Annotated in this window: 26 protein-coding genes and 2 pseudogenes; 16 read left to right on the top strand and 12 right to left on the bottom strand. The window is 56.1% G+C overall.

Annotated elements, in window-relative coordinates:
* Positions 1–20 precede the first annotated feature (20 nt).
* Together AC07XF_RS22470 and rz1 are read left to right on the top strand one after the other, a co-directional pair.
* Positions 21–271, top strand: a pseudogene (locus AC07XF_RS22470) (glycoside hydrolase family 19 protein); the annotation flags it as partial.
* A 56-nt stretch (positions 272–327) separates the two neighbouring features.
* Positions 328–450 (top strand): lysis system o-spanin lipoprotein Rz1, encoded by a 123-nt coding sequence (gene rz1, locus AC07XF_RS22465; RefSeq protein WP_495028230.1) that lies wholly within the window; start codon positions 328–330, stop codon positions 448–450.
* Between the two features lie 133 nt (positions 451–583).
* Here rz1 and AC07XF_RS22460 read toward each other — a convergent pair whose 3' ends face one another.
* Positions 584–988 carry a hypothetical protein gene (locus AC07XF_RS22460; protein ID WP_495028224.1) on the bottom strand — a complete coding sequence of 135 codons (405 nt, stop codon included), beginning with the start codon at positions 986–988 and terminating at the stop codon, positions 584–586.
* Between the two features lie 1,035 nt (positions 989–2,023).
* Between AC07XF_RS22460 and AC07XF_RS22455 the strand changes: the two genes are divergently transcribed.
* Complete coding sequence (locus AC07XF_RS22455) at positions 2,024–2,680, top strand: trypsin-like peptidase domain-containing protein (protein ID WP_495028223.1); 657 nt, start codon at positions 2,024–2,026, stop codon at positions 2,678–2,680.
* 313 nt (positions 2,681–2,993) lie between these two features.
* Here the strand turns inward: AC07XF_RS22455 and AC07XF_RS22450 are convergent, their stop codons facing one another.
* The gene (locus AC07XF_RS22450) at positions 2,994–3,176 is read right to left on the bottom strand and encodes a hypothetical protein (protein ID WP_007982241.1); all 183 of its coding nucleotides are present in this window, start codon (positions 3,174–3,176) and stop codon (positions 2,994–2,996) included.
* 72 nt (positions 3,177–3,248) lie between these two features.
* Here AC07XF_RS22450 and AC07XF_RS22445 point away from each other — a divergent pair.
* Positions 3,249–3,461, top strand: a pseudogene (locus AC07XF_RS22445) (putative metallopeptidase); the annotation flags it as partial.
* 99 nt (positions 3,462–3,560) lie between these two features.
* Here the strand turns inward: AC07XF_RS22445 and AC07XF_RS22440 are convergent.
* The 3 genes from AC07XF_RS22440 to AC07XF_RS22430 all read right to left on the bottom strand — a co-directional run bounded on the left by AC07XF_RS22440 (position 3,561) and on the right by AC07XF_RS22430 (position 4,966).
* A complete protein-coding gene (locus AC07XF_RS22440; protein ID WP_310062340.1) occupies positions 3,561–3,767 on the bottom strand; it encodes a co-regulatory protein PtrA N-terminal domain-containing protein in 207 nt (68 codons plus the stop codon).
* An 89-nt stretch (positions 3,768–3,856) separates the two neighbouring features.
* Positions 3,857–4,504, bottom strand: coding sequence for a hypothetical protein (locus AC07XF_RS22435; protein ID WP_495028222.1), 648 nt, complete (start codon positions 4,502–4,504; stop codon positions 3,857–3,859).
* Positions 4,505–4,810: 306 nt separating this feature from the next.
* A complete protein-coding gene (locus tag AC07XF_RS22430) occupies positions 4,811–4,966 on the bottom strand; it encodes a hypothetical protein (RefSeq protein ID WP_495028221.1) in 156 nt (51 codons plus the stop codon).
* A gap of 156 nt (positions 4,967–5,122) precedes the next feature.
* Between AC07XF_RS22430 and AC07XF_RS22425 the strand changes: the two genes are divergently transcribed.
* Positions 5,123–5,311, top strand: a complete 189-nt coding sequence (locus AC07XF_RS22425; RefSeq protein ID WP_310062351.1) for a DUF2986 domain-containing protein — start codon at positions 5,123–5,125, stop codon at positions 5,309–5,311.
* Positions 5,312–5,353: 42 nt separating this feature from the next.
* Here AC07XF_RS22425 and AC07XF_RS22420 read toward each other — a convergent pair whose 3' ends face one another.
* A complete protein-coding gene (locus AC07XF_RS22420) occupies positions 5,354–5,560 on the bottom strand; it encodes a hypothetical protein (RefSeq protein ID WP_495028220.1) in 207 nt (68 codons plus the stop codon).
* Between the two features lie 251 nt (positions 5,561–5,811).
* On the opposite strand from AC07XF_RS22420, the gene AC07XF_RS22415 reads away from it, so the two are divergent.
* Complete coding sequence (locus tag AC07XF_RS22415) at positions 5,812–6,006, top strand: hypothetical protein (protein WP_007992447.1); 195 nt, start codon at positions 5,812–5,814, stop codon at positions 6,004–6,006.
* A 75-nt stretch (positions 6,007–6,081) separates the two neighbouring features.
* On the opposite strand, the gene AC07XF_RS22410 is transcribed toward AC07XF_RS22415, so the two are convergent.
* On the bottom strand, positions 6,082–6,834 hold the full coding sequence (locus AC07XF_RS22410; RefSeq protein ID WP_495028219.1) for a carbonic anhydrase: 753 nt from the start codon (positions 6,832–6,834) through the stop codon (positions 6,082–6,084).
* Between the two features lie 203 nt (positions 6,835–7,037).
* On the opposite strand from AC07XF_RS22410, the gene AC07XF_RS22405 reads away from it, so the two are divergent.
* Positions 7,038–7,493 (top strand): DUF2214 family protein, encoded by a 456-nt coding sequence (locus tag AC07XF_RS22405; RefSeq protein WP_495028218.1) that lies wholly within the window; start codon positions 7,038–7,040, stop codon positions 7,491–7,493.
* A gap of 181 nt (positions 7,494–7,674) precedes the next feature.
* On the opposite strand, the gene csrA is transcribed toward AC07XF_RS22405, so the two are convergent.
* A complete protein-coding gene (csrA, locus tag AC07XF_RS22400; RefSeq protein WP_007975691.1) occupies positions 7,675–7,866 on the bottom strand; it encodes a carbon storage regulator CsrA in 192 nt (63 codons plus the stop codon).
* Between the two features lie 250 nt (positions 7,867–8,116).
* On the opposite strand from csrA, the gene AC07XF_RS22395 reads away from it, so the two are divergent.
* On the top strand, positions 8,117–8,482 hold the full coding sequence (locus tag AC07XF_RS22395) for an SPOR domain-containing protein (RefSeq protein WP_495028217.1): 366 nt from the start codon (positions 8,117–8,119) through the stop codon (positions 8,480–8,482).
* Positions 8,483–8,568: 86 nt separating this feature from the next.
* Here the strand turns inward: AC07XF_RS22395 and AC07XF_RS22390 are convergent, their stop codons facing one another.
* The 3 genes from AC07XF_RS22390 to AC07XF_RS22380 all read right to left on the bottom strand — a co-directional run bounded on the left by AC07XF_RS22390 (position 8,569) and on the right by AC07XF_RS22380 (position 10,803).
* Complete coding sequence (locus AC07XF_RS22390; RefSeq protein ID WP_495028216.1) at positions 8,569–9,258, bottom strand: endonuclease; 690 nt, start codon at positions 9,256–9,258, stop codon at positions 8,569–8,571.
* Between the two features lie 4 nt (positions 9,259–9,262).
* Positions 9,263–9,532, bottom strand: a complete 270-nt coding sequence (locus AC07XF_RS22385; protein ID WP_050548055.1) for a DUF1654 domain-containing protein — start codon at positions 9,530–9,532, stop codon at positions 9,263–9,265.
* Positions 9,533–9,714: 182 nt separating this feature from the next.
* On the bottom strand, positions 9,715–10,803 hold the full coding sequence (locus AC07XF_RS22380) for an asparaginase (protein ID WP_495028215.1): 1,089 nt from the start codon (positions 10,801–10,803) through the stop codon (positions 9,715–9,717).
* Between the two features lie 352 nt (positions 10,804–11,155).
* Between AC07XF_RS22380 and AC07XF_RS22375 the strand changes: the two genes are divergently transcribed.
* From AC07XF_RS22375 to AC07XF_RS22340, 8 genes are all read left to right on the top strand, one after another.
* On the top strand, positions 11,156–11,617 hold the full coding sequence (locus tag AC07XF_RS22375) for a hypothetical protein (protein WP_495028214.1): 462 nt from the start codon (positions 11,156–11,158) through the stop codon (positions 11,615–11,617).
* 190 nt (positions 11,618–11,807) lie between these two features.
* Complete coding sequence (locus AC07XF_RS22370) at positions 11,808–12,764, top strand: sugar ABC transporter substrate-binding protein (RefSeq protein WP_495028213.1); 957 nt, start codon at positions 11,808–11,810, stop codon at positions 12,762–12,764.
* A 55-nt stretch (positions 12,765–12,819) separates the two neighbouring features.
* The gene (locus AC07XF_RS22365) at positions 12,820–14,373 is read left to right on the top strand and encodes a sugar ABC transporter ATP-binding protein (RefSeq protein WP_495028212.1); all 1,554 of its coding nucleotides are present in this window, start codon (positions 12,820–12,822) and stop codon (positions 14,371–14,373) included.
* Positions 14,370–15,347 carry an ABC transporter permease gene (locus AC07XF_RS22360; protein ID WP_495028211.1) on the top strand — a complete coding sequence of 326 codons (978 nt, stop codon included), beginning with the start codon at positions 14,370–14,372 and terminating at the stop codon, positions 15,345–15,347. Before AC07XF_RS22365 ends, AC07XF_RS22360 begins: the two co-directional genes overlap by 4 nt.
* Positions 15,348–15,350: 3 nt before the next feature.
* On the top strand, positions 15,351–16,370 hold the full coding sequence (locus AC07XF_RS22355) for a LacI family DNA-binding transcriptional regulator (protein WP_495028210.1): 1,020 nt from the start codon (positions 15,351–15,353) through the stop codon (positions 16,368–16,370).
* Positions 16,371–16,462: 92 nt separating this feature from the next.
* Positions 16,463–17,380, top strand: a complete 918-nt coding sequence (gene rbsK, locus AC07XF_RS22350; protein WP_495028209.1) for a ribokinase — start codon at positions 16,463–16,465, stop codon at positions 17,378–17,380.
* The gene (gene rbsD, locus AC07XF_RS22345; RefSeq protein ID WP_310062391.1) at positions 17,377–17,781 is read left to right on the top strand and encodes a D-ribose pyranase; all 405 of its coding nucleotides are present in this window, start codon (positions 17,377–17,379) and stop codon (positions 17,779–17,781) included. The genes rbsK and rbsD overlap by 4 nt, the downstream gene beginning before the upstream one ends.
* Before the next feature lie 25 nt (positions 17,782–17,806).
* Positions 17,807–18,853, top strand: a complete 1,047-nt coding sequence (locus AC07XF_RS22340) for a nucleoside hydrolase (RefSeq protein ID WP_495028208.1) — start codon at positions 17,807–17,809, stop codon at positions 18,851–18,853.
* A gap of 54 nt (positions 18,854–18,907) precedes the next feature.
* On the opposite strand, the gene AC07XF_RS22335 is transcribed toward AC07XF_RS22340, so the two are convergent.
* On the bottom strand, positions 18,908–19,099 hold the full coding sequence (locus tag AC07XF_RS22335) for a hypothetical protein (protein ID WP_495028207.1): 192 nt from the start codon (positions 19,097–19,099) through the stop codon (positions 18,908–18,910).
* Positions 19,100–19,120: the final 21 nt, after the last annotated feature.

Here is a 19,120-nt window from a genome sequence, read left to right as displayed (position 1 = left end):
GAATCTTAGGAGAAAAGTATGCCAATTACTCCGCAGCAACTGTTGCAGATCCGCTGGGCGTGGACCTGGTCAATCAGCCTGAGCTGCTAGAGCAGCCGCAGTACGCTTGTATGTCAGCCGCCTGGTTCTGGGTGACGAAGGGGCTGAACACGCTGGCCGATGTCGGAGACTTCGAACGGCCCCCCCCCCCCCCCGGCGCATCAATGGCGGGCTCAATGGCCAGGATGACTGGCTGGCGCTATGGAAGAAAGCCGCCGGGGTGCTGGCATGACCTAGATCTGGATGCGAATCCTTTCATAGCGGGAAGTTGTCGTGCCAGTAGTGGGGATGTGCCCAGTTCCACCAGCCCCGCTAGCTTGGGCGATGCAGGAGCCGTCGAACTCTCTTCAGCTTCTGGATCAACTGTTTTCGATATCCGCGCCGGCATCATTGCTGACCAAGCAGCCTTGAAGGCGCCTCAAAGTTATGTGCGCAATGTGTGTGGTATGCGCAAGTAAATCAGCCTGATACTTTTGCTATTGCTGTCGCCAGCAAAGCTGTCACTGCCGCGGAGAGGTGGCGAAGTTGCTCTGCACCTACATAATCAAACGTTCGAGACCGAGCGACTATTAATAGCTGTCACGAGAGGCGTCGACGTGTCCGGCGAGAGACGCATTAGTTCGCTTTGACATACCAGTGATTTTTCAGCCCTGCGCCGCTCGCGCTGGCGAAAGGCTCTGATTGCTGGAGCTGCCAGGACAAGGGTAAAAGGCCAGAGCACCAGGGCATTCAGGATGACCATGGCGCAGGTGAATCGGTCAAAACTGCTCGCACCAACGAACACCAGTACTTTTTCAAGAACTATGTTCGGTTCGATCGGCAAAGGGGTGTCGTTGATCCAATCATGGCACCACTGCTTGACCTGGACGCATAGCCCAACGAATAACGCAAAAATCCAGACTGCACCCAAAGAAAAGCCAATCAGCAACGTGGTTATGATGATTTCCATTCTAGACCTGTCCCTTTGAGAGCTGATCAGCGTGCAAAGTTACTCTGGAGTTATGACAGTCGCAAGTGGCATATTGATGGTCAGATCAATGGGAAATCGGCGACCAACGCTTTCACTCTGAGCGGTTTGGAAGGCGTCGACGGCTGTCCGTATGCGCAATGCGCAATGCGCTGAGGGCGTGTCAGGGTTGTCTAGGGTGCGAATCATCTAGATGAGGCTGCGGTTGTAGGGTCCCGAAAATTGGGCCCACTACTGTAGGAATATACAACGCTAAGTTATTGATTCTTATACGGCGATACTCAGGTTTTACATCTGTGCAAAATCACCTGTTTCTCCTGATGGATCAATTGCTTGTGTCGGTTTCTGGGTCGCCTAGACATGGTGGGGGTCTTTGGTTCGAGTCCAATCGCGCCTACCAAACAAAATCCGCTCTGCTGGGCGGTCTGGAAGGGCTCACCGAAAGGTGGGCCCTTTTTTGTTGTCCTGGATTTCTTGCAGGGCGTTCACAAAGTATCGGGTTTGTTCACACTGGACGATGTGAACGCCGATTCAGGCTCAAAGTCTGGAAGGGGTTGGGGCGCAATAGTGCGATAAATCACTTTTGCAAGCATAGGCCGAGAAGGAAGCATGGCGTTCAAGCAAGTGTGCCCTTGTGAGTGACACCGGCGGTGCTAGACGAGATATCTTTCTGGTGAGCATGCCAACTCTTCGCCCCGCAGGAACTTAATAAGTGTGATTCAGTTGCAACTGGCAGGCAGGTGACGGTTAAGCTCGAGAAGTTTCAGACGTCACCAAGTCTATATTTGAACCCGCTTGTTGCAATAACATTTTTCAGGCGCCAAATATTTGAACTTTTAAAGTTTCTCGAAAAGCAATTGGCCTTAGCGCGATTTAATCATACGCACCATTACAATTTCAGCCATAAGTAAGAAAACCCCAACTAGAACAAGCGGCGAGGATTACTGCAACTCGAAAAAGTCAAAATACTGACAACAAAAAACAGTCACATTCTCCCTATTAAGTCGGTGATATATCATGATCAAGATCATGGCCTACTTTTTAATTGGAGCTGTAACTGCAGGATGCAACGGCATCGTAAAACCCGACCTTTCGGGGCCTACTAATGATTCATACTTTTTAGTCCACTCGGGCTTTCCCGTACCGTATCTATACGTGGCCTCGGCCGTGCAATGGAACGATGACTACGCCGTAACCACCCGCCACACTCCGTTCATCCCCAACGTGAAGTACAGCTGCAGCACAGGCTGCGATCTCGTCTTCATCCAGCACAAGGCCAGCGGCCACTATCCATCATGGCGCGCACCGCGTGTGGGCGAGAGCATAACTGCCGTTGGGGCGAGTCCGTACCTCCTGACCACTACCGGGAAAGGTAAGGTGTATCAAACGCCTTTCGTCAATGCCGATGAACACAGCGGTGATCTCTATGCCATCCATGATGCCCCGCTGGTCAAGGGCATGTCGGGTGGGCCGGTCCTCACCAGTGACGGCTGTATTGTCGGCATCAATATCGGTTTCTACTCAACCACTCTGAACGATGTGAGCAATCACTCCGGCGTAAAGGGGGCTGAGAGGATCAGCGTCTTTATTCCTTACTCGATCATTCAGCGCGAGTGGGGAATGTTGCAGGCAAAACTTAACGATCCACACGGCGCGAAGTATGTCGTGAAGTAACTTTTTCAACCAACTGGCCATCGTATCTAACAAACAAAATCCGCTTTGCAGGGCGGTCTGGAAGGGCTTATCGAATGGTGGGCCCTTTATTGTTCAGATTGTCAGCGGCTCGATGGATTGACAGTCACCACTGGCGACGAGTCGATTCTGACGTGCCGTCGTTGTCCCGGGAACTCAAGTTATGAAGGCTGTCCTTGAACAGGAACAACTTCGGTGCCGGACTATCCGCTTGCGTTGTTCCGCCTGGATGAGCAGAAGCTGATTGACGGGTTGCTGGTCAGAGAGGAGGGGAGGTGTGTGCGGTACAGGGAGATCAAGAGGTTGAGTATTCGAGATACAGTTTTTCGAGGGCTTCCTGGTACTTGTCCCCCGATAAAGATTTTTTCAGGGCCGCCAGGACTTCGAGTGCTGAAGCTGCCGCCAATGCCTCGTTTTCTCCCCGGTATGCTGCGCGCAGCCTTGCTGCTGCAATTATCGATTCTTCGGTCGTTGGCATGTTGTTGCGCTCGAAGGACTGAGTCCTCACTGATAGCCGCAACCCGAAACTATTTCAAGCATCAGGTGACCCATGGACAGGCCGCACCCTCCAGCGTCACTGCTTGATCTATCGGAGCTGTCCGACCTCGGTATCCGCCTGACTCCAGTGCCTGAGGCATGGGGGGGCTGAGTGCTGAGATCCTTGCTGACACCGGCAGCATTCACAACGAAGCCCGACGATGCCCACCTGCTGGATGCGGACATCCGGGGCATGTGGGTATTGTCGGGCTTCGAAATACAGGGTGCCGAGTGTTCAGTTAAACCGGCACTAGCAGCACCTTGGGTGCTGCATTTTAGGCTTGAGAGCGCACATTTCTGCCTGCTTGGGTGTGCGCTACAGCGATCAGCCGTTGATGTGATCGGTCGCCTTGGCTTTGCTTACAGCTACAGCGGCTTCAGCCTTCTGTTTCTGTGCAACCTGATAGGTTTCCATCGAGACTTTCCGGGCCGACTCCATGCGTGCGAAGGTCCGATCACCGCCACCGGTGGCCATCGCCAGAGAAGAAGCGGTCAGAGTGGCAACTACGAAGAGAGCTTTCATGGATTTCATTTGGATATCCTCAAGTGAGATTTTGTGAACAGCTGGCAGTGGGGGTTATTGGCTAATGCTGAACGTCCTTGTTCAACTTGGCCTCACCATCAAGCCAGGGCGGTGTTACTTGCGGCCCAGGAGCCGTGCTCCATACGCCCTTCGGTGTCTTTGCTTTTTGCCCAGGCAGTGAGCAGTACCATCGTCGCGAATCCACCGACGATGAGAACCGGATAGGCTGCCAGCAACTCCACCAGCGAGTATTTCCAGGCCAGCGGACGACCAACGCCCAGCATGGCGGCATAGAACCACGACACGCCAGAGAGCGCGCCCGAGAACAGCGCCAGCATGCGCAGGTTAAAAGAGAGTTTCAGTAACGAACCGGCTTTTTTCAGCGCCGGCAATACAGCGCTATGCAACAGGAAACCGTTAAAGGTCAACAGCACAACGATGCCGATTTTTGCTTGCAGTTTTGGATTGAGGAAATACTCCATCCCCTTTCCGGCATAATCGATTCCGATAATACCGATGCCCGTAATCCAAAGAGCTACAAGTGCAAGCGATACGGTTTTTTGAAGACTTTCCATATGCGCGTCATCATGGTGACCTGACGCATCCCCATTCAGGAGTTGCTTGACCATTGCAATGTCACTGGTCAAAACCAGCCCGATTGCCACGCAGCAGGCGATAAGATGGAAATATACAACGCCCAAACGCAAATATTCCACGGTGGACGAAGAAAGCATACTAAGTTCCATGGTTACCTCTTGATTGTAATAGTGAATCAACTGACTCTTAGCGTGGCTTAATTGGAATTTGCCGTTGCTGACTGCAGTTAAGATCCAGCTGTTTCTATTGATTAATCTTGCGGCATTTACGCGGCCAAGATAATAGCGATTTTTTCGAATGAACTTTTAATCACTCGATCATGTCCATTTTCAGGTAATAAAAAACCTCATTCGCACCTGGTGCAATATGAGGTTTAACTTCCGCTTCTGGGGTCAGGTGAAGGGCAGTGCCCGTGTTACCTGCTGCGTATTCTGAACGAAAAAATCCGATTCCGTTCATTTTTTGATCAACTCTGCCGACCAACGGCAGTGTCTTGGCTCGTCGCTCATTGCCAGCTTGGGCAGCGCAGCCCGCACCATTACTGGCTTTCCGGCGAGTCGGGAGGCAGATGTGAGCCCTGTCGATTTTTTCGTCTTTTTTTCAAATTCCATGGGGGAAATCGGGGGGAAACGAGCCTCAACGTTCCTTCTCGCTGCGTTCCTGCTGTTTCGTGGCCAGCGATCTTTGGTGGAGGCCACGACCAGTTGAATCCACAGCCAAAATTTAAGCTGATATCATTCAAAAACTTACAGGCCGAGTAGAAAAGTATGAACCGTCGTAAAAAAATAAAGCAGTTGTTAAAGGCTCACGCCAAAAAGGCCAGCGCCAAATTAGCACCGCAAAACAAGTCCAAATACATTAGTAAGGCTGACCGATTGAAGCTGGCTGCTGAATCCAGTCACGACTCAATCATTTCCTCTGAGACGATTGCTGAGCGGGTGCCAGGCAACAAGTGATTGCCGAGGAAATCGTTCAGATCGTCGCCTGCCTCATAAAACTCAGAGTGCGAAACCCGTCGCATGAGCAAGATGCCCCTCCTGCGCTCCAGCGATCAGGTGCAGCGGGATGTTCTGCTGTACATCAATGGACGGTACCTCGAAGCTCTTTACAATCTGCAGGTGCCGCTGGCTCAGTTCGGTCGACTCTTCTGCCTTTTCCTTAGCCATTCTCGCGTGGTTCATTGCGATTTCGTTGAGCGTTGACACGTTACATCTCCCGGTGACTGACCAAGCGTATCGCTGGAGTCCTTAAGCATTGATTGAATGGCTGCTGCGTCAGAATTATGTCGTTCCTGCGCTGCTACGCGCGATCTGTGCAATCCTCAAGCCACGGATAGGCGGGAGTTCCTCGTCGGGTTTTCATAAGCGACGAATGGCGCGCCACTCTTGCTAATTGCCCGGATTCTTTGCCATTCAGGCGTAAACTAATGGTGCTGCCTCATCAAAAGGAGCCGCCTATGAACGTTGAGCAAATCAGCAAGCAGGCATCTGTGGACAAGGCTGTCTGGGATCAATATTTCTGCGCTGCGTTGATTGCCGAAAGCAATTTGACTGCCCCGGTTGTTGGCGGGGCTACTCACGAAGACAGGCAAAACCTGTTGATCGAGAGGGCCAAAACCCTTGCTGACAAAATGATGGAAAACCGGAAGTAACCAGAGCCCAGCCGTCGCGCTGGGCTCTTTACATACGCGGTCATGCACCGATGCTGGCGATGTATGCGTTGCGGGTCAAGCGATCAGCTCTACCTTGCCGGTTGCCAGGCGATAGATACCTCCCACGATCTTCAGCGTGCCTTTGCTCTGCGCATCAGTCAGCAATGGCGAAGCATGTTTCAGGCTGTTGACCGAATTTTTGACGTTCTGCACCGTAGCGTTTTCCATCAAGCTTCCGGGCTGCTTGAGTGCTGCCTCGACGGCTGATTTGAGTGCGTCAGTCAGTTTCGGGATATGGCCGGGGAAGATCGTTTGATCCTTGACGGCCTTGATACCTGCCTCGATGGCGCCACAGCTCTCATGTCCAAGTACGAGAATCAGCGGGGCGCCAAGCACGGCAACCCCGTATTCAATACTGGCCAAACCTTCCGGGGTAACGAAGTTGCCCGCGACGCGAATGGAGAAAAGATCGCCTCGCGCGGTGTCAAACGCATATTCCGGAGCGATGCGCGAGTCAGAGCAACTCAGTACTGCCACGAACGGATTTTGACCGGACACCAGGGCCTCTCGCTCGGCCTTGAAATCGTGAGTCGTGGAAGTGCCGCTTACATATCGTTCATTACCCTCTATCAGTCTTTTCAAAGCCATTTCGGGACTGATTACGTTTTGAGGTTTTGGTGGGGCTGACGGTTTTTCAGCTGCCTTGAGGATCTTGCCGGGCAGTGCGCCGGTCAGCAGCAGGGCGCCTGCGCTCAGTCCGGCCAGTTGAAGAAAACGACGACGGCCCGTTGTGTTTGAAGCAGAGCTTGAATCACATGATTCACACATGATTTTGTTTACTCAGTTCAATGCGGTGAGTGTTAGTTGCAGTTGGGGCTGGTACTGCCACGGACGCTCAATGCCAGCGCAGTGGAGTCTAGTTGGTCTGGCATATTGTGTTCCGGGCATTGTCCACAGATGCCGTGCAAGCAGCCATTTCATGGGCTACTACTGACAGGCTCATCCAACTTCGACCTGGCAGGAGTTTTTCGATGCTGACTCACTGGTTTCTGGCGGCGGTTCATCTTTTGGCGGTTGTCTTGGGATTCTGGGCGGTGCTGACGCGAGGTACGGCTTTTCGGCGCTTGGCCGACGGGGCAGGAGAGGTGCGTAGTGTTCTGGTTGCGGACAATATCTGGGGCGTTTCTGCTGTCATTTTATTGATCAGTGGGGGGATGCGCGCCTTTGGCGGGTACGAGAAAGGCACGGACTATTACCTGCATCAGCCGCTGTTTCATCTGAAGATGATGCTGTTCGTCCTGATCTTGCTGCTGGAAATTGCACCCATGGTGACGCTGATCAAATGGCGGATAGCACTGGGCCGTAAAGTCGCTGTCGATACCGGCCGTGCGAAGCTGTTTGCGCGGATCAGTCATGTCGAGGCGCTGCTGATGCTGTTGATGGTGGTGGCGGCGACTGGAATGGCGCGTGGCGTGATGTTTGGTTAACCACAAAGCGAACATGTCCTTCCTTGGGGTAAACCAGAAATGTCTGACAGCCAGAGCGTTGAGCTTGCCGCTAGTATCGACCCCTGGAGGTTTGGTGAAGCAAGCGGAGGCGATGCGATGCTGAATCTTTAGCCAGCCGTGATTCCTGACTGAACGGGCTGGCTACTGACTGCAGCAGAATTCAGGATTGCGGCTTTTCCGGGGCGGTCAGGCCGGCCTGAATGCGCTGATAAATTTCTTCACGATGCACTGCAACGTCCTTCGGAGCGTTGATGCCGATCCTGACTTGCTGGCCGCTTACGCCCAGGATGGTGATCGTAATGTCATCACCAATGTTTATGCTTTCACCGACTTTGCGGGTGAGTATCAGCATGGTCTTCTCCTTGATTGCTTTGTGGGGCACCTGATTCGGACAGTGCAGAGGTCGGTGGTATGTATAGATTAGTGCGAAGTCTCACGGTTTGGGTGCCTCTTTCTGACGTGCAGATGTGGCATTAATTCCCAAGGCGTAACTATACAGAGGCCGCCACCATCATTCTCGTTGTTTTGAGCCCATTTTACGGCACTCGCGAAGTATTCATGGATGTTAAAATCGCCGCTTTAGGCATTTAGAGGGAAACGGCGTGCGCAAAATGGTTTTGGTAATCGCAGTATTGGCGCTGGCGGGATGTGGCGAAGGCAACAGTGTGGATGCGCCGAAGCCTAAACCGGCCATGGCAGCCGTGCCTGCGCCAGTGTCCGGTCCGCAGTGGGATCTCGAAGTGCGAGGTGAAACCCCTCAAGCGGTCAGCGATCTCAGTGGCTGGCTGATCGAGCACAGTTTCATGTCCAGTGTCGTCAAGGAAAATGGCAATACCCGAATCCTGATGGGGCCGTTCAATTCAAAAGCCGAGGCCGAAGCCAAGCAGGATGAAGTCCGCGCAGCGCTCACTCGCTCGAAGAAACAAAATATCGAATTGCTGGTGCTTGAGCGTCCGGTCGCTCAATAACGTTCTGTAGCGCAGACGTCGAATAAATAAAAAAGGCCTCGGGTGTTCAGCCCCGAGGCCTTTTTTGTTTCAAGTGTTGCCTGGATTCAGCCGCAGGCCTTCATGTCTACCGGGCCGACGAACTCGTTGCCGCGCCCCATGACGCACGCCACGCTCTGGTTGCGTTGCCGCTCCCAGGCCTGTACCGGATAGGTTTTGTCCCAGGCTTCGTAGAGTTGCCGATCCTGTTTCGACAGACTCAAGCCATACTGCTTGCTCATGTAGAAGTAGGTCCGGGCGATCATGCCGCGAATGGAAGGGCGGGGCATGACTTTCTTGGCCTTGAAGTCGATCTGGGTCAGGCAGGAACCATATTGCCCGGACTGCTCGGGCAGCCAGCCAAAGCTGAAGTTGCTGCGATCGCCATTGACCTCGCCAATGCTGGGCACCAGGTTGTGCAGATCGGCCTCGGCCTTCTGGTAAACCGGGTCGTAGCGGGTGCAATTCTTGCGACCCCCTTCTTGCCAGCACTGGCGTTGATGGCCGATCTGCCAGGCCGGAACGATATGCTCCCATTCGATACGGGATGCACGTTTGGCATTTTTACGTGGCACATAACCGCAGGCAGCAAGGTTGACCCGGTTGCCGGTGTACTTGCAGCCACAGTAAAACTCGGTGGACTGAGGTGCATATAGCTTCCACGCAACCTTTTTCGCTTCGGTGAAGGTGCGGGGGGCGTCGGCTTGCGCGCCCATGACAAAGAACAAAAACAACAAAGCAAACCAGCGAACACTCATCGACTCAATCTTCCTTCGGCAAAACCCAGAAAATCTGCACGCCGCCATCGTCGCGATAGGCGAGGGTGACGTTGTCGTTCTCGTCGATTTCTTCCAGCAAGCGTTCCCATTCATCCACCGGCTCGTCAGGAAGGCGGAAGATCAGCGCTGCCCTGGCCTTTTGTGCGGTGGGAGAGTTGATGATTTTCTGAACGCGCAGGCCCATGCGTACATAGGTGTCAGGAGAGGCAGAGGTGGTGTCCACGGAATTATCCTTATTAAGCTGTACGTGCATACAGTATTTAACTGTAGGCCATTTCGCAACTGCTTAAAAATCAAGAAAATCCTCTGACAGCGGTTTGTTCCATTTGGTGTAAGGCGCAGGGAGTTTTTTTGTCAGATCAAGCGGCAGCCACTCGCCAGGAATGGCGAGTGGCATGCGTGGTGCCCGACCGGACCCGGTCGGGCGAGGGCGAATCAGTATTCCCAGAACATCCGTTGCAGCTCTTTGCTGTCATTGGTTTTGGTCAGCGCGACCATCGCCAGGATCCGGGCCTTTTGCGGGTTCAGATCATGGGCCACGACCCAGTCGTATTTATCGTCAGGCTGTTCGGCATTGCGCAATACGAAGCCGCCGGCATTGACATGGGAGGAGCGAATGATCTGCACGCCATCCTTGCGCAGAGCTTGCAGGGTTGGCACCACTCGCGACGATACCGAGCCATTGCCGGTGCCTGCGTGGATGATGGCTTTGGCACCTGATTGAGCCAGGGACTTGTAGGCGGTATCGCTGACGTTGCCGTAGGAGTACGCGATCTCGACGTCAGGCAGGCTCTTGATGGTTTTGATGTCGAATTCGGAATCCATGGTGTGGCGCTTGGCCGGCAAGCGGAACCAGTAGGATTTGCCTTCTACTACCATGCCCAGCGGTCCCCAGGCACTTTTAAACGCTTCGGTCTTGATGTTGATCATTTTGCTGACATCGCGACCCGACTGGATTTCATCGTTCATGGTCACCAGCACACCTTTGCCCCGCGCATCTTTGCTGCTGGCCACGGCCACCGCGTTGTACAGGTTCAGCATGCCATCGGCGGACATCGCGGTGCCTGGGCGCATGGAACCCACAACGATGATCGGCTTCTCGGTTTTTTCCACCAGGTTCAGGAAGTACGCCGTTTCTTCCAGGGTGTCGGTGCCGTGGGTGATCACGATGCCATCAACGTCTTTGCTGTCGGCCAGCTCGGCTACACGGCGACCCAGTTGCAGCAGGTTTTCGTTGGTGATGCTTTCGGAGGCGATTTGCATGACCTGTTCGCCGCGAACGTTAGCCAATTGGCTCAGTTCTGGAACGCCGGCGATCAACTGTTCAATGCCGACTTTCGCTGCTTGATAGGTCGCGCTGTTGGCGGCGCTGGCGCCGGCGCCGGCAATGGTGCCACCGGTGGCCAGGATCACCACGTTGGCCAGTTTCTGTTGGGTTTCGGCTTCTTTGGCCTGAAGGGCGGTGGGCAGAAGCAGCAGGAGGGCCAAGGCGCCCGGAATAAAGGTCTTGAGTGCAGATGTCATTATTTTTCTCTTCTAGTTGTGAGACGGTGCTGATGCAAGTTCATCTAGATACGCCCCGGGCGAATCTGAGCGCCGGAGGTGCGAGGTGAAGAGCAGGATCCGTACCAGTAATACTCTGAATCGAAAAACACGCTTAACTTAATGATTTGTAACGGTATTGCTGTTTGTGTCCGGAGCGGTTTCGGGTTCGGGGCGTCCGGATTGCCGAACATGTTTAACTTTCGCGTTCGGCTCTCCGAAACGGATTGCAGCCATGTTTAAGATTTCAACGCATCAAATTCTCAGTAACGACTAAAGAAACGCGCGCTTCGGTCGATGATCTTTCAAGGGATCTTTTTCTTCAGGAGTTCACATGTCGTTATCCGTTGGTTTTCCAAATGCCGCCGGCATCACCATCGGTGGCAAATCGGCCACTACCATTCGTGCCTTGAGCGACGCGACAGCTGATGCCGCTACTCAATCGCCGGCTGCAAAGGAAAGCGACGGTACCCAGGTCAAAACGGGCCCGGTCGGACTGGGAGAAAGTGCCGGCGCACAGGCCGAATCGGAAACCAGCGATAACACCAGCATTACAGTGAAGGTCTTGCTCAAGCGTCTGAAGGAGCTGCAACAGCAGTTGCGCGAGCAACAGCAGCAACTGGCGCAGGCCCAGGCGGCGTCCTATCCAACTCCGGAAGCCAAGACCACCGCGGTAGCGGCCATTCAGGGGCAGGTTGCCGAAACCAACGGCGCCATCCTGCAAGTGAGCGCGAGTCTGATCAAAGAGCTGACCAAGGGTTCTGGCACGGGATCGGTGGTCAACACCACGGCATGAGCTGAATGCCGTTTTTCGCTAATCATCCGTGAAAGCACTTTTCCTGTCGTTGACAAATACCGGCAGGATTCGCATAGTTTGGTTCTCGCAAACGTTTGCGCGGCTCCACTGATGACTCTTCATCGCAGGGCCGTGAAGCTTACGTCAGCGCAAGCGTTGCTCATAATAATCATAAGATCGGAGTGAACCCATGAAGCTGCCATTCGCTGGACGTCTTCTCGCTGTCGCTATGCTGGCTGCCACATCCGCTGCACTGCCTGTCTCTTCGGCCTTTGCCGAAAGCACTGAAAAACCGAAAGTCGCACTGGTCATGAAATCCCTGGCCAACGAGTTCTTCCTGACAATGGAAGACGGCGCCAAGGCCTACCAGAAAGATCACTCCGGCGAATTCGATCTCATCTCCAACGGCATCAAGGATGAAACCGACACCGCAGGCCAGACACGCATCGTCGAGCAGATGATCCTGGCCAAGGTCAATGCACTGGTGATTGCGCCGGCAGACTCCAAGGCCATGGTCCCGGTGATCAAGAAAGCCATCGATGCCGGTATCACCGTGATCAACATCGACAATCAACTGGACCCCGCCGTCGTCAAAAGCAAAAACATCAATGTTCCGTTCGTAGGCCCGGACAACCGCAAGGGCGCACGGCTGGTCGGCGACTACCTGGCCAAGCAACTGAAGGCGGGTGATGAAGTCGGCATCATCGAAGGTGTGTCTACCACCACCAATGCCCAGCAGCGGACTGCGGGTTTCAAGGATGCGATGGAAGCGGCGCAGATCAAGGTCGTTTCCCTGCAATCCGGTGACTGGGAGATCGACAAAGGTAACAAGGTGGCCGCGTCGATTCTCAGTGAATACCCGCAAACCAAGGCCCTGTTGGCCGGCAACGACAGCATGGCGGTCGGCGCGGTGTCTGCCGTGCGCGCAGCGGGCAAGGCCGGCAAGGTGCAAGTGGTCGGCTATGACAACATCAATGCAATTCAGCCAATGCTCAAGGATGGTCGCGTGCTGGCCACGGCGGACCAGTTCGCTGCCAGGCAGGCGGTGTTCGGCATCGAGACTGCACTGAAAATTCTCAAGGGTGAAAAGCTCGATAGCGGCGCCAATGGCGTGATCGAAACTCCGGTAGAACTGGTCACCAAGTAGCCCACTGGCGACGCAGCGGCGCTCGTCCAGTCGGGCGAGTGCATGGAGAGTTTTTATGTCAGTTTCCGTCCCGAATGCTGTCCTCTCGGTCAGCGGTATCGGAAAGACCTACGCCCAACCGGTTCTGGCCGGCATCGACCTGACGCTCATGCGCGGTGAAGTGCTGGCGTTGACCGGCGAGAATGGCGCAGGCAAAAGCACGCTGTCGAAGATTATTGGCGGGCTGGTCACGCCGACTACAGGCCAGATGCAGTTTCAGGGTCAGGACTATCGCCCGGGTAGCCGGTCTCAGGCTGAAGACCTGGGTATCCGCATGGTCATGCAGGAGCTCAATTTGCTGCCGACCTTGTCGGTAGCGGAAAACCTGTTTCTTCACAATTTGCCCAACAACGGCGGCTGGATCAATCGCAAGCAGTTGCGCAAGGCTGCCATCAAGGCCATGGCTCAGGTCGGGCTCGACGCCATTGACCCGGACACCCTGGTCGGCGAACTGGGCATCGGCCATCAACAAATGGTGGAGATCGCCCGCAACCTGATCGGCGATTGCCATGTGCTGATTCTCGATGAGCCGACCGCGATGCTCACTGCGCGCGAAGTCGAAATGCTGTTCGAGCAGATCACCCGTCTGCAGGCGCGCGGCGTATCGATCATCTACATCTCCCATCGCCTCGAAGAGCTGGCGCGGGTCGCGCAGCGCATTGCCGTGCTGCGCGATGGCAACCTGGTCTGTGTCGAGCCGATGGCCAACTACAACAGCGAGCAACTGGTTACCTTGATGGTCGGGCGCGAGCTTGGTGAACACATCGATATGGGGGCGCGCAAGATTGGCGCTCCGGTGTTGACGGTCAAGGGCCTGTCCCGTTCCGACAAGGTTCGCGACGTGTCGTTCGAAGTCCGTGCCGGCGAGATTTTCGGGATTTCCGGTTTGATCGGCGCTGGGCGCACCGAGTTGCTGCGTCTGGTCTTCGGTGCTGATCTCGCCGACAGCGGGACGATTGCCTTGGGGTCGCCGGCGCGGGTCGTCAGCATCCGTTCGCCGGTGGATGCGGTGGGTCATGGCATCGCGTTGATCACTGAAGATCGCAAGGGCGAAGGCCTTCTGTTGACGCAGTCGATCGGCGCCAATATCGCCTTGGGTAACATGCCGGGCATCTCCAGTGCTGGCCTTGTCGACAATGATGACGAGAACGCCCTGGCCCAGCGTCAGATCGATGCCATGCGAATCCGCAGTTCCGGCCCGGCACAGTTGGTGTCCGAGCTGTCCGGCGGCAATCAGCAGAAAGTTGTCATCGGGCGCTGGCTGGAGCGTGATTGCTCGGTACTGCTGTTCGACGAGCCGACCCGTGGCATCGACGTCGGCGCCAAGTTCGATATCTACAACCTGCTCGGTGAATTGACCCGCAAGGGCAAGGCGCTGGTGGTGGTTTCCAGCGACTTGCGCGAGCTGATGCTGATCTGCGACCGGATCGGTGTGCTGTCGGCAGGAAGCCTGATCGATACGTTCGATCGCGCCAGCTGGACCCAGGATGAGTTGCTCGCCGCTGCTTTCGCCGGCTACCAAAAACGTGATGCGCAGCTCTTTGACGCCGCGCCTAGGGATCTTCCATGAAAACCGCTTCTTTCGCCGGCCCACGCAGTGGCAACTTCTACGGCCTGGGTACCTATCTGGGCCTGGCGGGTGCCTTGTTGGCGATGATCGTGCTGTTCTCGGTGCTGAGCAGTCATTTTCTGTCGTACGACACGTTCAGCACCCTGGCCAACCAGATTCCGGACCTGATGGTGTTGGCGGTCGGCATGACCTTTGTGTTGATCATCGGTGGCATCGACCTGTCGGTAGGCTCGGTGCTGGCATTGGCTGCTTCAACCGTCAGCGTGGCGATTCTTGGCTGGGGCTGGGGCGTTCTGCCTGCGGCGCTGCTCGGTATGGCCATCGCGGCGCTCGCAGGTACCATAACCGGCTCAATCACGGTGGCGTGGCGGATACCGTCGTTCATCGTGTCCCTGGGTGTTCTGGAAATGGCTCGCGGGGTGGCGTACCAGATGACCGGTTCGCGCACGGCCTATATCGGCGATGCGTTCGCCTGGTTATCCAACCCGATCGCCTTCGGCATTTCACCGTCGTTCATCATTGCGTTGCTGATCATTTTCATCGCCCAGGCCGTGTTGACCCGCACTGTGTTCGGGCGCTACCTGATCGGTATCGGCACCAACGAAGAGGCTGTGCGGCTGGCGGGGATCAATCCGAAGCCGTACAAAATCCTGGTCTTCAGCCTGATGGGATTGCTCGCCGGTATTGCCGCGTTGTTCCAGATTTCTCGCCTGGAAGCTGCGGACCCGAATGCCGGCTCCGGTCTTGAGTTGCAAGTGATCGCGGCCGTCGTGATCGGCGGGACCAGCCTGATGGGCGGGCGCGGCTCGGTGATCAGTACGTTTTTTGGCGTCTTGATTATTTCCGTACTGGCCGCGGGACTGGCGCAGATCGGGGCAACCGAGCCGACCAAGCGCATCATTACCGGCGCGGTGATCGTGGTCGCGGTTGTGCTGGACACCTATCGCAGTCAACGCACAAGCCGGCGGACCTGAATCATGGCAACTATCAAAGATGTGGCAGCCCTTGCCGGCATTTCCTACACCACGGTTTCCCATGTGGTGAACAGGACGCGTCCGGTCAGTGAAGAAGTCCGGATCAAGGTCGAGGCGGCAATCAAAACCCTCGACTACGTCCCCAGCGCGGTGGCCCGTTCACTCAAGGCCAAAACCACAGCAACCATCGGCCTGTTGGTTCCCAACAGCCTCAACCCGTATTTCGCCGAACTGGCCCGGGGTATCGAGGATTACTGCGAGCGAAACGGTTACTGCGTCATCCTGTGCAACTCCGACGACAATCCGGACAAGCAGCGCAGCTACCTGCGTGTGCTGCTGGAAAAACGCATCGACGGCCTGATTGTCGCCTCGGCCGGCGGCGACAGTAGCCTGGCACAAGGCCTGAAAGGCGTCCGCACACCCATGGTGATCGTCGACCGTGGACTGGACGGCGTCGATGCGGACCTGGTGCGCATCGACCATGAATACGGCGCGTATCTGGCGACCCGGCACCTGTTGGAGTTGGGGCACCGGGATATCGCCACGATCAGCGGGCCGGAAAACACCAGTGTGGCGCAGATGCGTCTGGCGGGTTATTGCCGGGCCTTGAAAGAGGCGGGCGTCGAAGTCTCTCCCGAGCGCATGCTGGAAAGCGATTTCACCAGCACCGGTGGTTATAGCGCTGCCGTGGTTTTGCTGGAAAGCAACCCGCCTAGTGCCATTTTTGCGGCCAACGACATGATCGGCATCGGCGTGCTACGGGCCGCCGCCGAACGCAATATTCGCGTACCGAGCGAGTTGTCGGTGATCGGCTTCGACGATATCCAGATGAGTCGGTATGTCTATCCGTCGTTGACCACGGTCGGGCAATCGATCCTGCAACTCGGCGAAATGGCCGCCGAAGTGCTTTTACGGCGAATCGCCACGCCAGACCTGATGACCGATCAGCGAATCGTGACGCCGAGTATTGTCATACGTGAATCGACGGCACCGCTGGCCGGCGTGTTTGCCCAATTCCGTTGAAAACAGAGAGTCGTTGAAAACAGAGAACCGTTGAAAACAGATAGCCGCTAAACCCACAGCGCCGCCGAAACAGAATCGATGAGTAGCAATGTATGCCAGCAAAAGTAGTGGTGATAGGCAGTTTGAACATGGACCTGGTGACCCGGGCGCCGCGTTTGCCCAAGGGCGGTGAAACGTTGATTGGCGAGTCGTTTGCCACAGTATCCGGCGGCAAGGGCGCCAATCAGGCCGTGGCTGCAGCGCGGCTGGGAGCCCGGGTGTCGATGATCGGGTGCGTGGGCAATGACGCTTATGGTGAGGCACTGCGCGGGGCGCTACTGGCCGAGCGGATTGATTGTCAGGCAGTCAGCACCGTTGAGGGTTCCAGCGGCGTGGCGTTGATTGTGGTCGACGACAACAGTCAGAACACGATCGTGATCGTTCCCGGTGCCAACGGTGCATTGACCGCTGAAGCCATAGACCGTTTTGATTCGGTGATACGTGCGGCGGACGTGCTCATCTGTCAGCTGGAAGTGCCCGATGCCTCTGTTGGCCATGCGCTCAGGCGCGGCCGCGAGCTGGGCAAGACGGTCATCCTCAATCCGGCACCGGCCAGCCGTCCGCTGCCATCGGACTGGTACGCGTCTATCGATTACCTGATTCCCAACGAGAGCGAAGCATCGGCCCTGAGCGGTCTGTCGGTGGACTCCCTGGAAACCGCTCAAGCTGCTGCGACCCGGCTGATTGCCATGGGCGCCGGCAAGGTAATCATCACGCTTGGAGCGCAAGGCTTGCTGTTTGCCAATGGCCAGCGCTTCGAACATTTCCCTGCGACCGCCGTAAAGGCTGTCGACACCACGGCGGCCGGCGATACGTTCGTGGGCGGTTTCGCTGCGACGCTGGCCACAGGTCAAGAGGAGGCGCAGGCGATCCGCTTCGGACAGGTGGCTGCGGCGCTGTCGGTCACCCGTGCGGGCGCGCAACCTTCGATTCCCGCCTTGAGCGATGTACAGGCGTTTAAAGCCCCATGAAAAAAACACCGCTGCTCAACATTGCATTGTCGCGGCTGATCGCCTCATTGGGGCATGGCGACATGGTCGTCATCGGGGATGCCGGCTTGCCGGTTCCTCCGGGCGTTGAGCTGATCGACCTGGCCCTGACCCATGGCATTCCGGATTTTGTCAGCACCTTGAAGGTCGTGCTCAGCGAGATGCAGGTCGAGAGCCATGTGCTGGCTCAGGAGATTTTCGATAAAAAGCCGTCAGCCCTGATCGCGCTGAATGAGCTGGACGGCGAAGGTGCCTTGGGGCGGCGTGAGCTGCTCACACATGATCAGTTTAAAGTCCTGAGCCGACAGGCAAGGGCGATTGTTCGTACAGGCGAGTGCCAGCCGTACTGCAACATTGTGCTGGTCGCCGGGGTTACGTTTTGACTGGCTATCCGCGTTTTGATTGCCCATGCACAAGGAGTGCGCCAGGTATCGCTATGCTCAGAAATTGCACCAACTGCTCAGGAGTCTGCTGCTTTTGTCCCTGATTACCGCAACAACCGCCCGGGCGGCGGAAAAGATCGACTTGATCATCGACACCGATCCAGGGGCTGACGATGTCGTTGCCCTGTTGTTCGCCCTGGCGTCGCCGGACGAACTGAATGTCCGGGCATTGACCACCGTTGCGGGCAACGTTCGCCTGGACAAGACCTCGCGCAATGCGCGATTGGCCCGTGAGTGGGCAGGGCGCGAGGAGGTTCCGGTCTATGCGGGGGCGTCGAAGCCATTGATGCGCACACCCATCTATGCCGAGGACATTCATGGCAAGGAAGGGTTGTCGGGCATTTCCGTGCATGAGCCCAGACAAGGCCTGGCCAGGGGCAGCGCCATCACTTATCTGATCGAAACCCTGAAATCGGCCAAGCCCCACAGCATAACCATCGCCATGCTTGGCCCGCAGACCAATCTGGCCCTGGCGCTGATCCAGGAGCCGGATATCGTTCAGGGCATCAAGGAAGTGGTGGTCATGGGCGGTGCGCACTTCAATGGCGGCAACATTACGCCGGTGGCCGAGTTCAACCTGTTCGCCGATCCGCAAGCCGCCGAAGTGGTACTCAAGAGTGGCGTGAAGCTGACCTACCTGCCGCTGGATGTGACCCACAAGATCCTTACCAGTGAGGCGCGCCTGAAACAAATTGCTGCACTGAACAACAACGCCAGCCGACTGGTGGGCGACATTCTCAATGAATACATCAAGGGCGACATGGAGCACTACGGCATTCCGGGCGGCCCGGTGCATGACGCCACGGTGGTCGCTTACCTGCTCAAGCCGCAGTTGTTCAGCGGTCGCTCGGTCAACGTGGTTGTCGACAGTCGCGAAGGTCCGACCTTTGGACAGACCATCGTCGACTGGTATGACGGCTTGAAAGCGCCAAAGAATGCCTTCTGGGTTGAAAGCGGCGATGCCCAGGGCTTCTTCGATCTGCTGACCGAGCGTCTGGCCCGCCTGAAATAAGCGTGATTTCCCGCAGGTGCCTGCCTGCGGGTTTCACTCCCGTCCGCTAAGCGCTTAGGCCTTTTGGTCTGACAGGTGTTTCTCGAAAATCTGCTCGATGAAAGATTGGGCGGCTTCGGTTCCAATGTCCCTGACCAGAAGGTCGATACCGATGATGGCGAGCTCTTCCGTGCTGCCTGGACTGTAGGAGCTGTGGCCGTCTTGCCACTTGGCCTTGATGTCAGCGTCGATGCTTACGGTGGTCATGATGGCGCTCGTGAAGTCGGG

Source organism: Pseudomonas sp. GW821-FHT01C01, assembly GCF_059422645.1.
This window is presented reverse-complemented; position numbering and strand designations above follow the sequence as displayed.

Bases quoted from the DNA above. Each gene is read 5' to 3' on its own strand.
- AC07XF_RS22380 (WP_495028215.1), bottom strand. From the start codon at position 10,803: ATGACATCTGCACTCAAGACCTTTATTCCGGGCGCCTTGGCCCTCCTG.
- AC07XF_RS22425 (WP_310062351.1), top strand. From the start codon at position 5,123: ATGAACCGTCGTAAAAAAATAAAGCAGTTGTTAAAGGCTCACGCCAAA.
- AC07XF_RS22335 (WP_495028207.1), bottom strand. From the start codon at position 19,099: ATGACCACCGTAAGCATCGACGCTGACATCAAGGCCAAGTGGCAAGAC.
- AC07XF_RS22455 (WP_495028223.1), top strand. From the start codon at position 2,024: ATGATCAAGATCATGGCCTACTTTTTAATTGGAGCTGTAACTGCAGGA.
- AC07XF_RS22435 (WP_495028222.1), bottom strand. From the start codon at position 4,504: ATGGAACTTAGTATGCTTTCTTCGTCCACCGTGGAATATTTGCGTTTG.
- rz1 (WP_495028230.1), top strand. From the start codon at position 328: ATGTGCCCAGTTCCACCAGCCCCGCTAGCTTGGGCGATGCAGGAGCCG.
- csrA (WP_007975691.1), bottom strand. From the start codon at position 7,866: ATGCTGATACTCACCCGCAAAGTCGGTGAAAGCATAAACATTGGTGAT.
- AC07XF_RS22375 (WP_495028214.1), top strand. From the start codon at position 11,156: ATGTCGTTATCCGTTGGTTTTCCAAATGCCGCCGGCATCACCATCGGT.
- rbsD (WP_310062391.1), top strand. From the start codon at position 17,377: ATGAAAAAAACACCGCTGCTCAACATTGCATTGTCGCGGCTGATCGCC.
- AC07XF_RS22340 (WP_495028208.1), top strand. From the start codon at position 17,807: ATGCACAAGGAGTGCGCCAGGTATCGCTATGCTCAGAAATTGCACCAA.
- rbsK (WP_495028209.1), top strand. From the start codon at position 16,463: ATGCCAGCAAAAGTAGTGGTGATAGGCAGTTTGAACATGGACCTGGTG.
- AC07XF_RS22390 (WP_495028216.1), bottom strand. From the start codon at position 9,258: ATGAGTGTTCGCTGGTTTGCTTTGTTGTTTTTGTTCTTTGTCATGGGC.
- AC07XF_RS22430 (WP_495028221.1), bottom strand. From the start codon at position 4,966: ATGGAATTTGAAAAAAAGACGAAAAAATCGACAGGGCTCACATCTGCC.
- AC07XF_RS22405 (WP_495028218.1), top strand. From the start codon at position 7,038: ATGCTGACTCACTGGTTTCTGGCGGCGGTTCATCTTTTGGCGGTTGTC.
- AC07XF_RS22410 (WP_495028219.1), bottom strand. From the start codon at position 6,834: ATGTGTGAATCATGTGATTCAAGCTCTGCTTCAAACACAACGGGCCGT.
- AC07XF_RS22385 (WP_050548055.1), bottom strand. From the start codon at position 9,532: ATGCACGTACAGCTTAATAAGGATAATTCCGTGGACACCACCTCTGCC.
- AC07XF_RS22370 (WP_495028213.1), top strand. From the start codon at position 11,808: ATGAAGCTGCCATTCGCTGGACGTCTTCTCGCTGTCGCTATGCTGGCT.
- AC07XF_RS22365 (WP_495028212.1), top strand. From the start codon at position 12,820: ATGTCAGTTTCCGTCCCGAATGCTGTCCTCTCGGTCAGCGGTATCGGA.
- AC07XF_RS22460 (WP_495028224.1), bottom strand. From the start codon at position 988: ATGGAAATCATCATAACCACGTTGCTGATTGGCTTTTCTTTGGGTGCA.
- AC07XF_RS22450 (WP_007982241.1), bottom strand. From the start codon at position 3,176: ATGCCAACGACCGAAGAATCGATAATTGCAGCAGCAAGGCTGCGCGCA.
- AC07XF_RS22415 (WP_007992447.1), top strand. From the start codon at position 5,812: ATGAACGTTGAGCAAATCAGCAAGCAGGCATCTGTGGACAAGGCTGTC.
- AC07XF_RS22355 (WP_495028210.1), top strand. From the start codon at position 15,351: ATGGCAACTATCAAAGATGTGGCAGCCCTTGCCGGCATTTCCTACACC.
- AC07XF_RS22440 (WP_310062340.1), bottom strand. From the start codon at position 3,767: ATGAAATCCATGAAAGCTCTCTTCGTAGTTGCCACTCTGACCGCTTCT.
- AC07XF_RS22360 (WP_495028211.1), top strand. From the start codon at position 14,370: ATGAAAACCGCTTCTTTCGCCGGCCCACGCAGTGGCAACTTCTACGGC.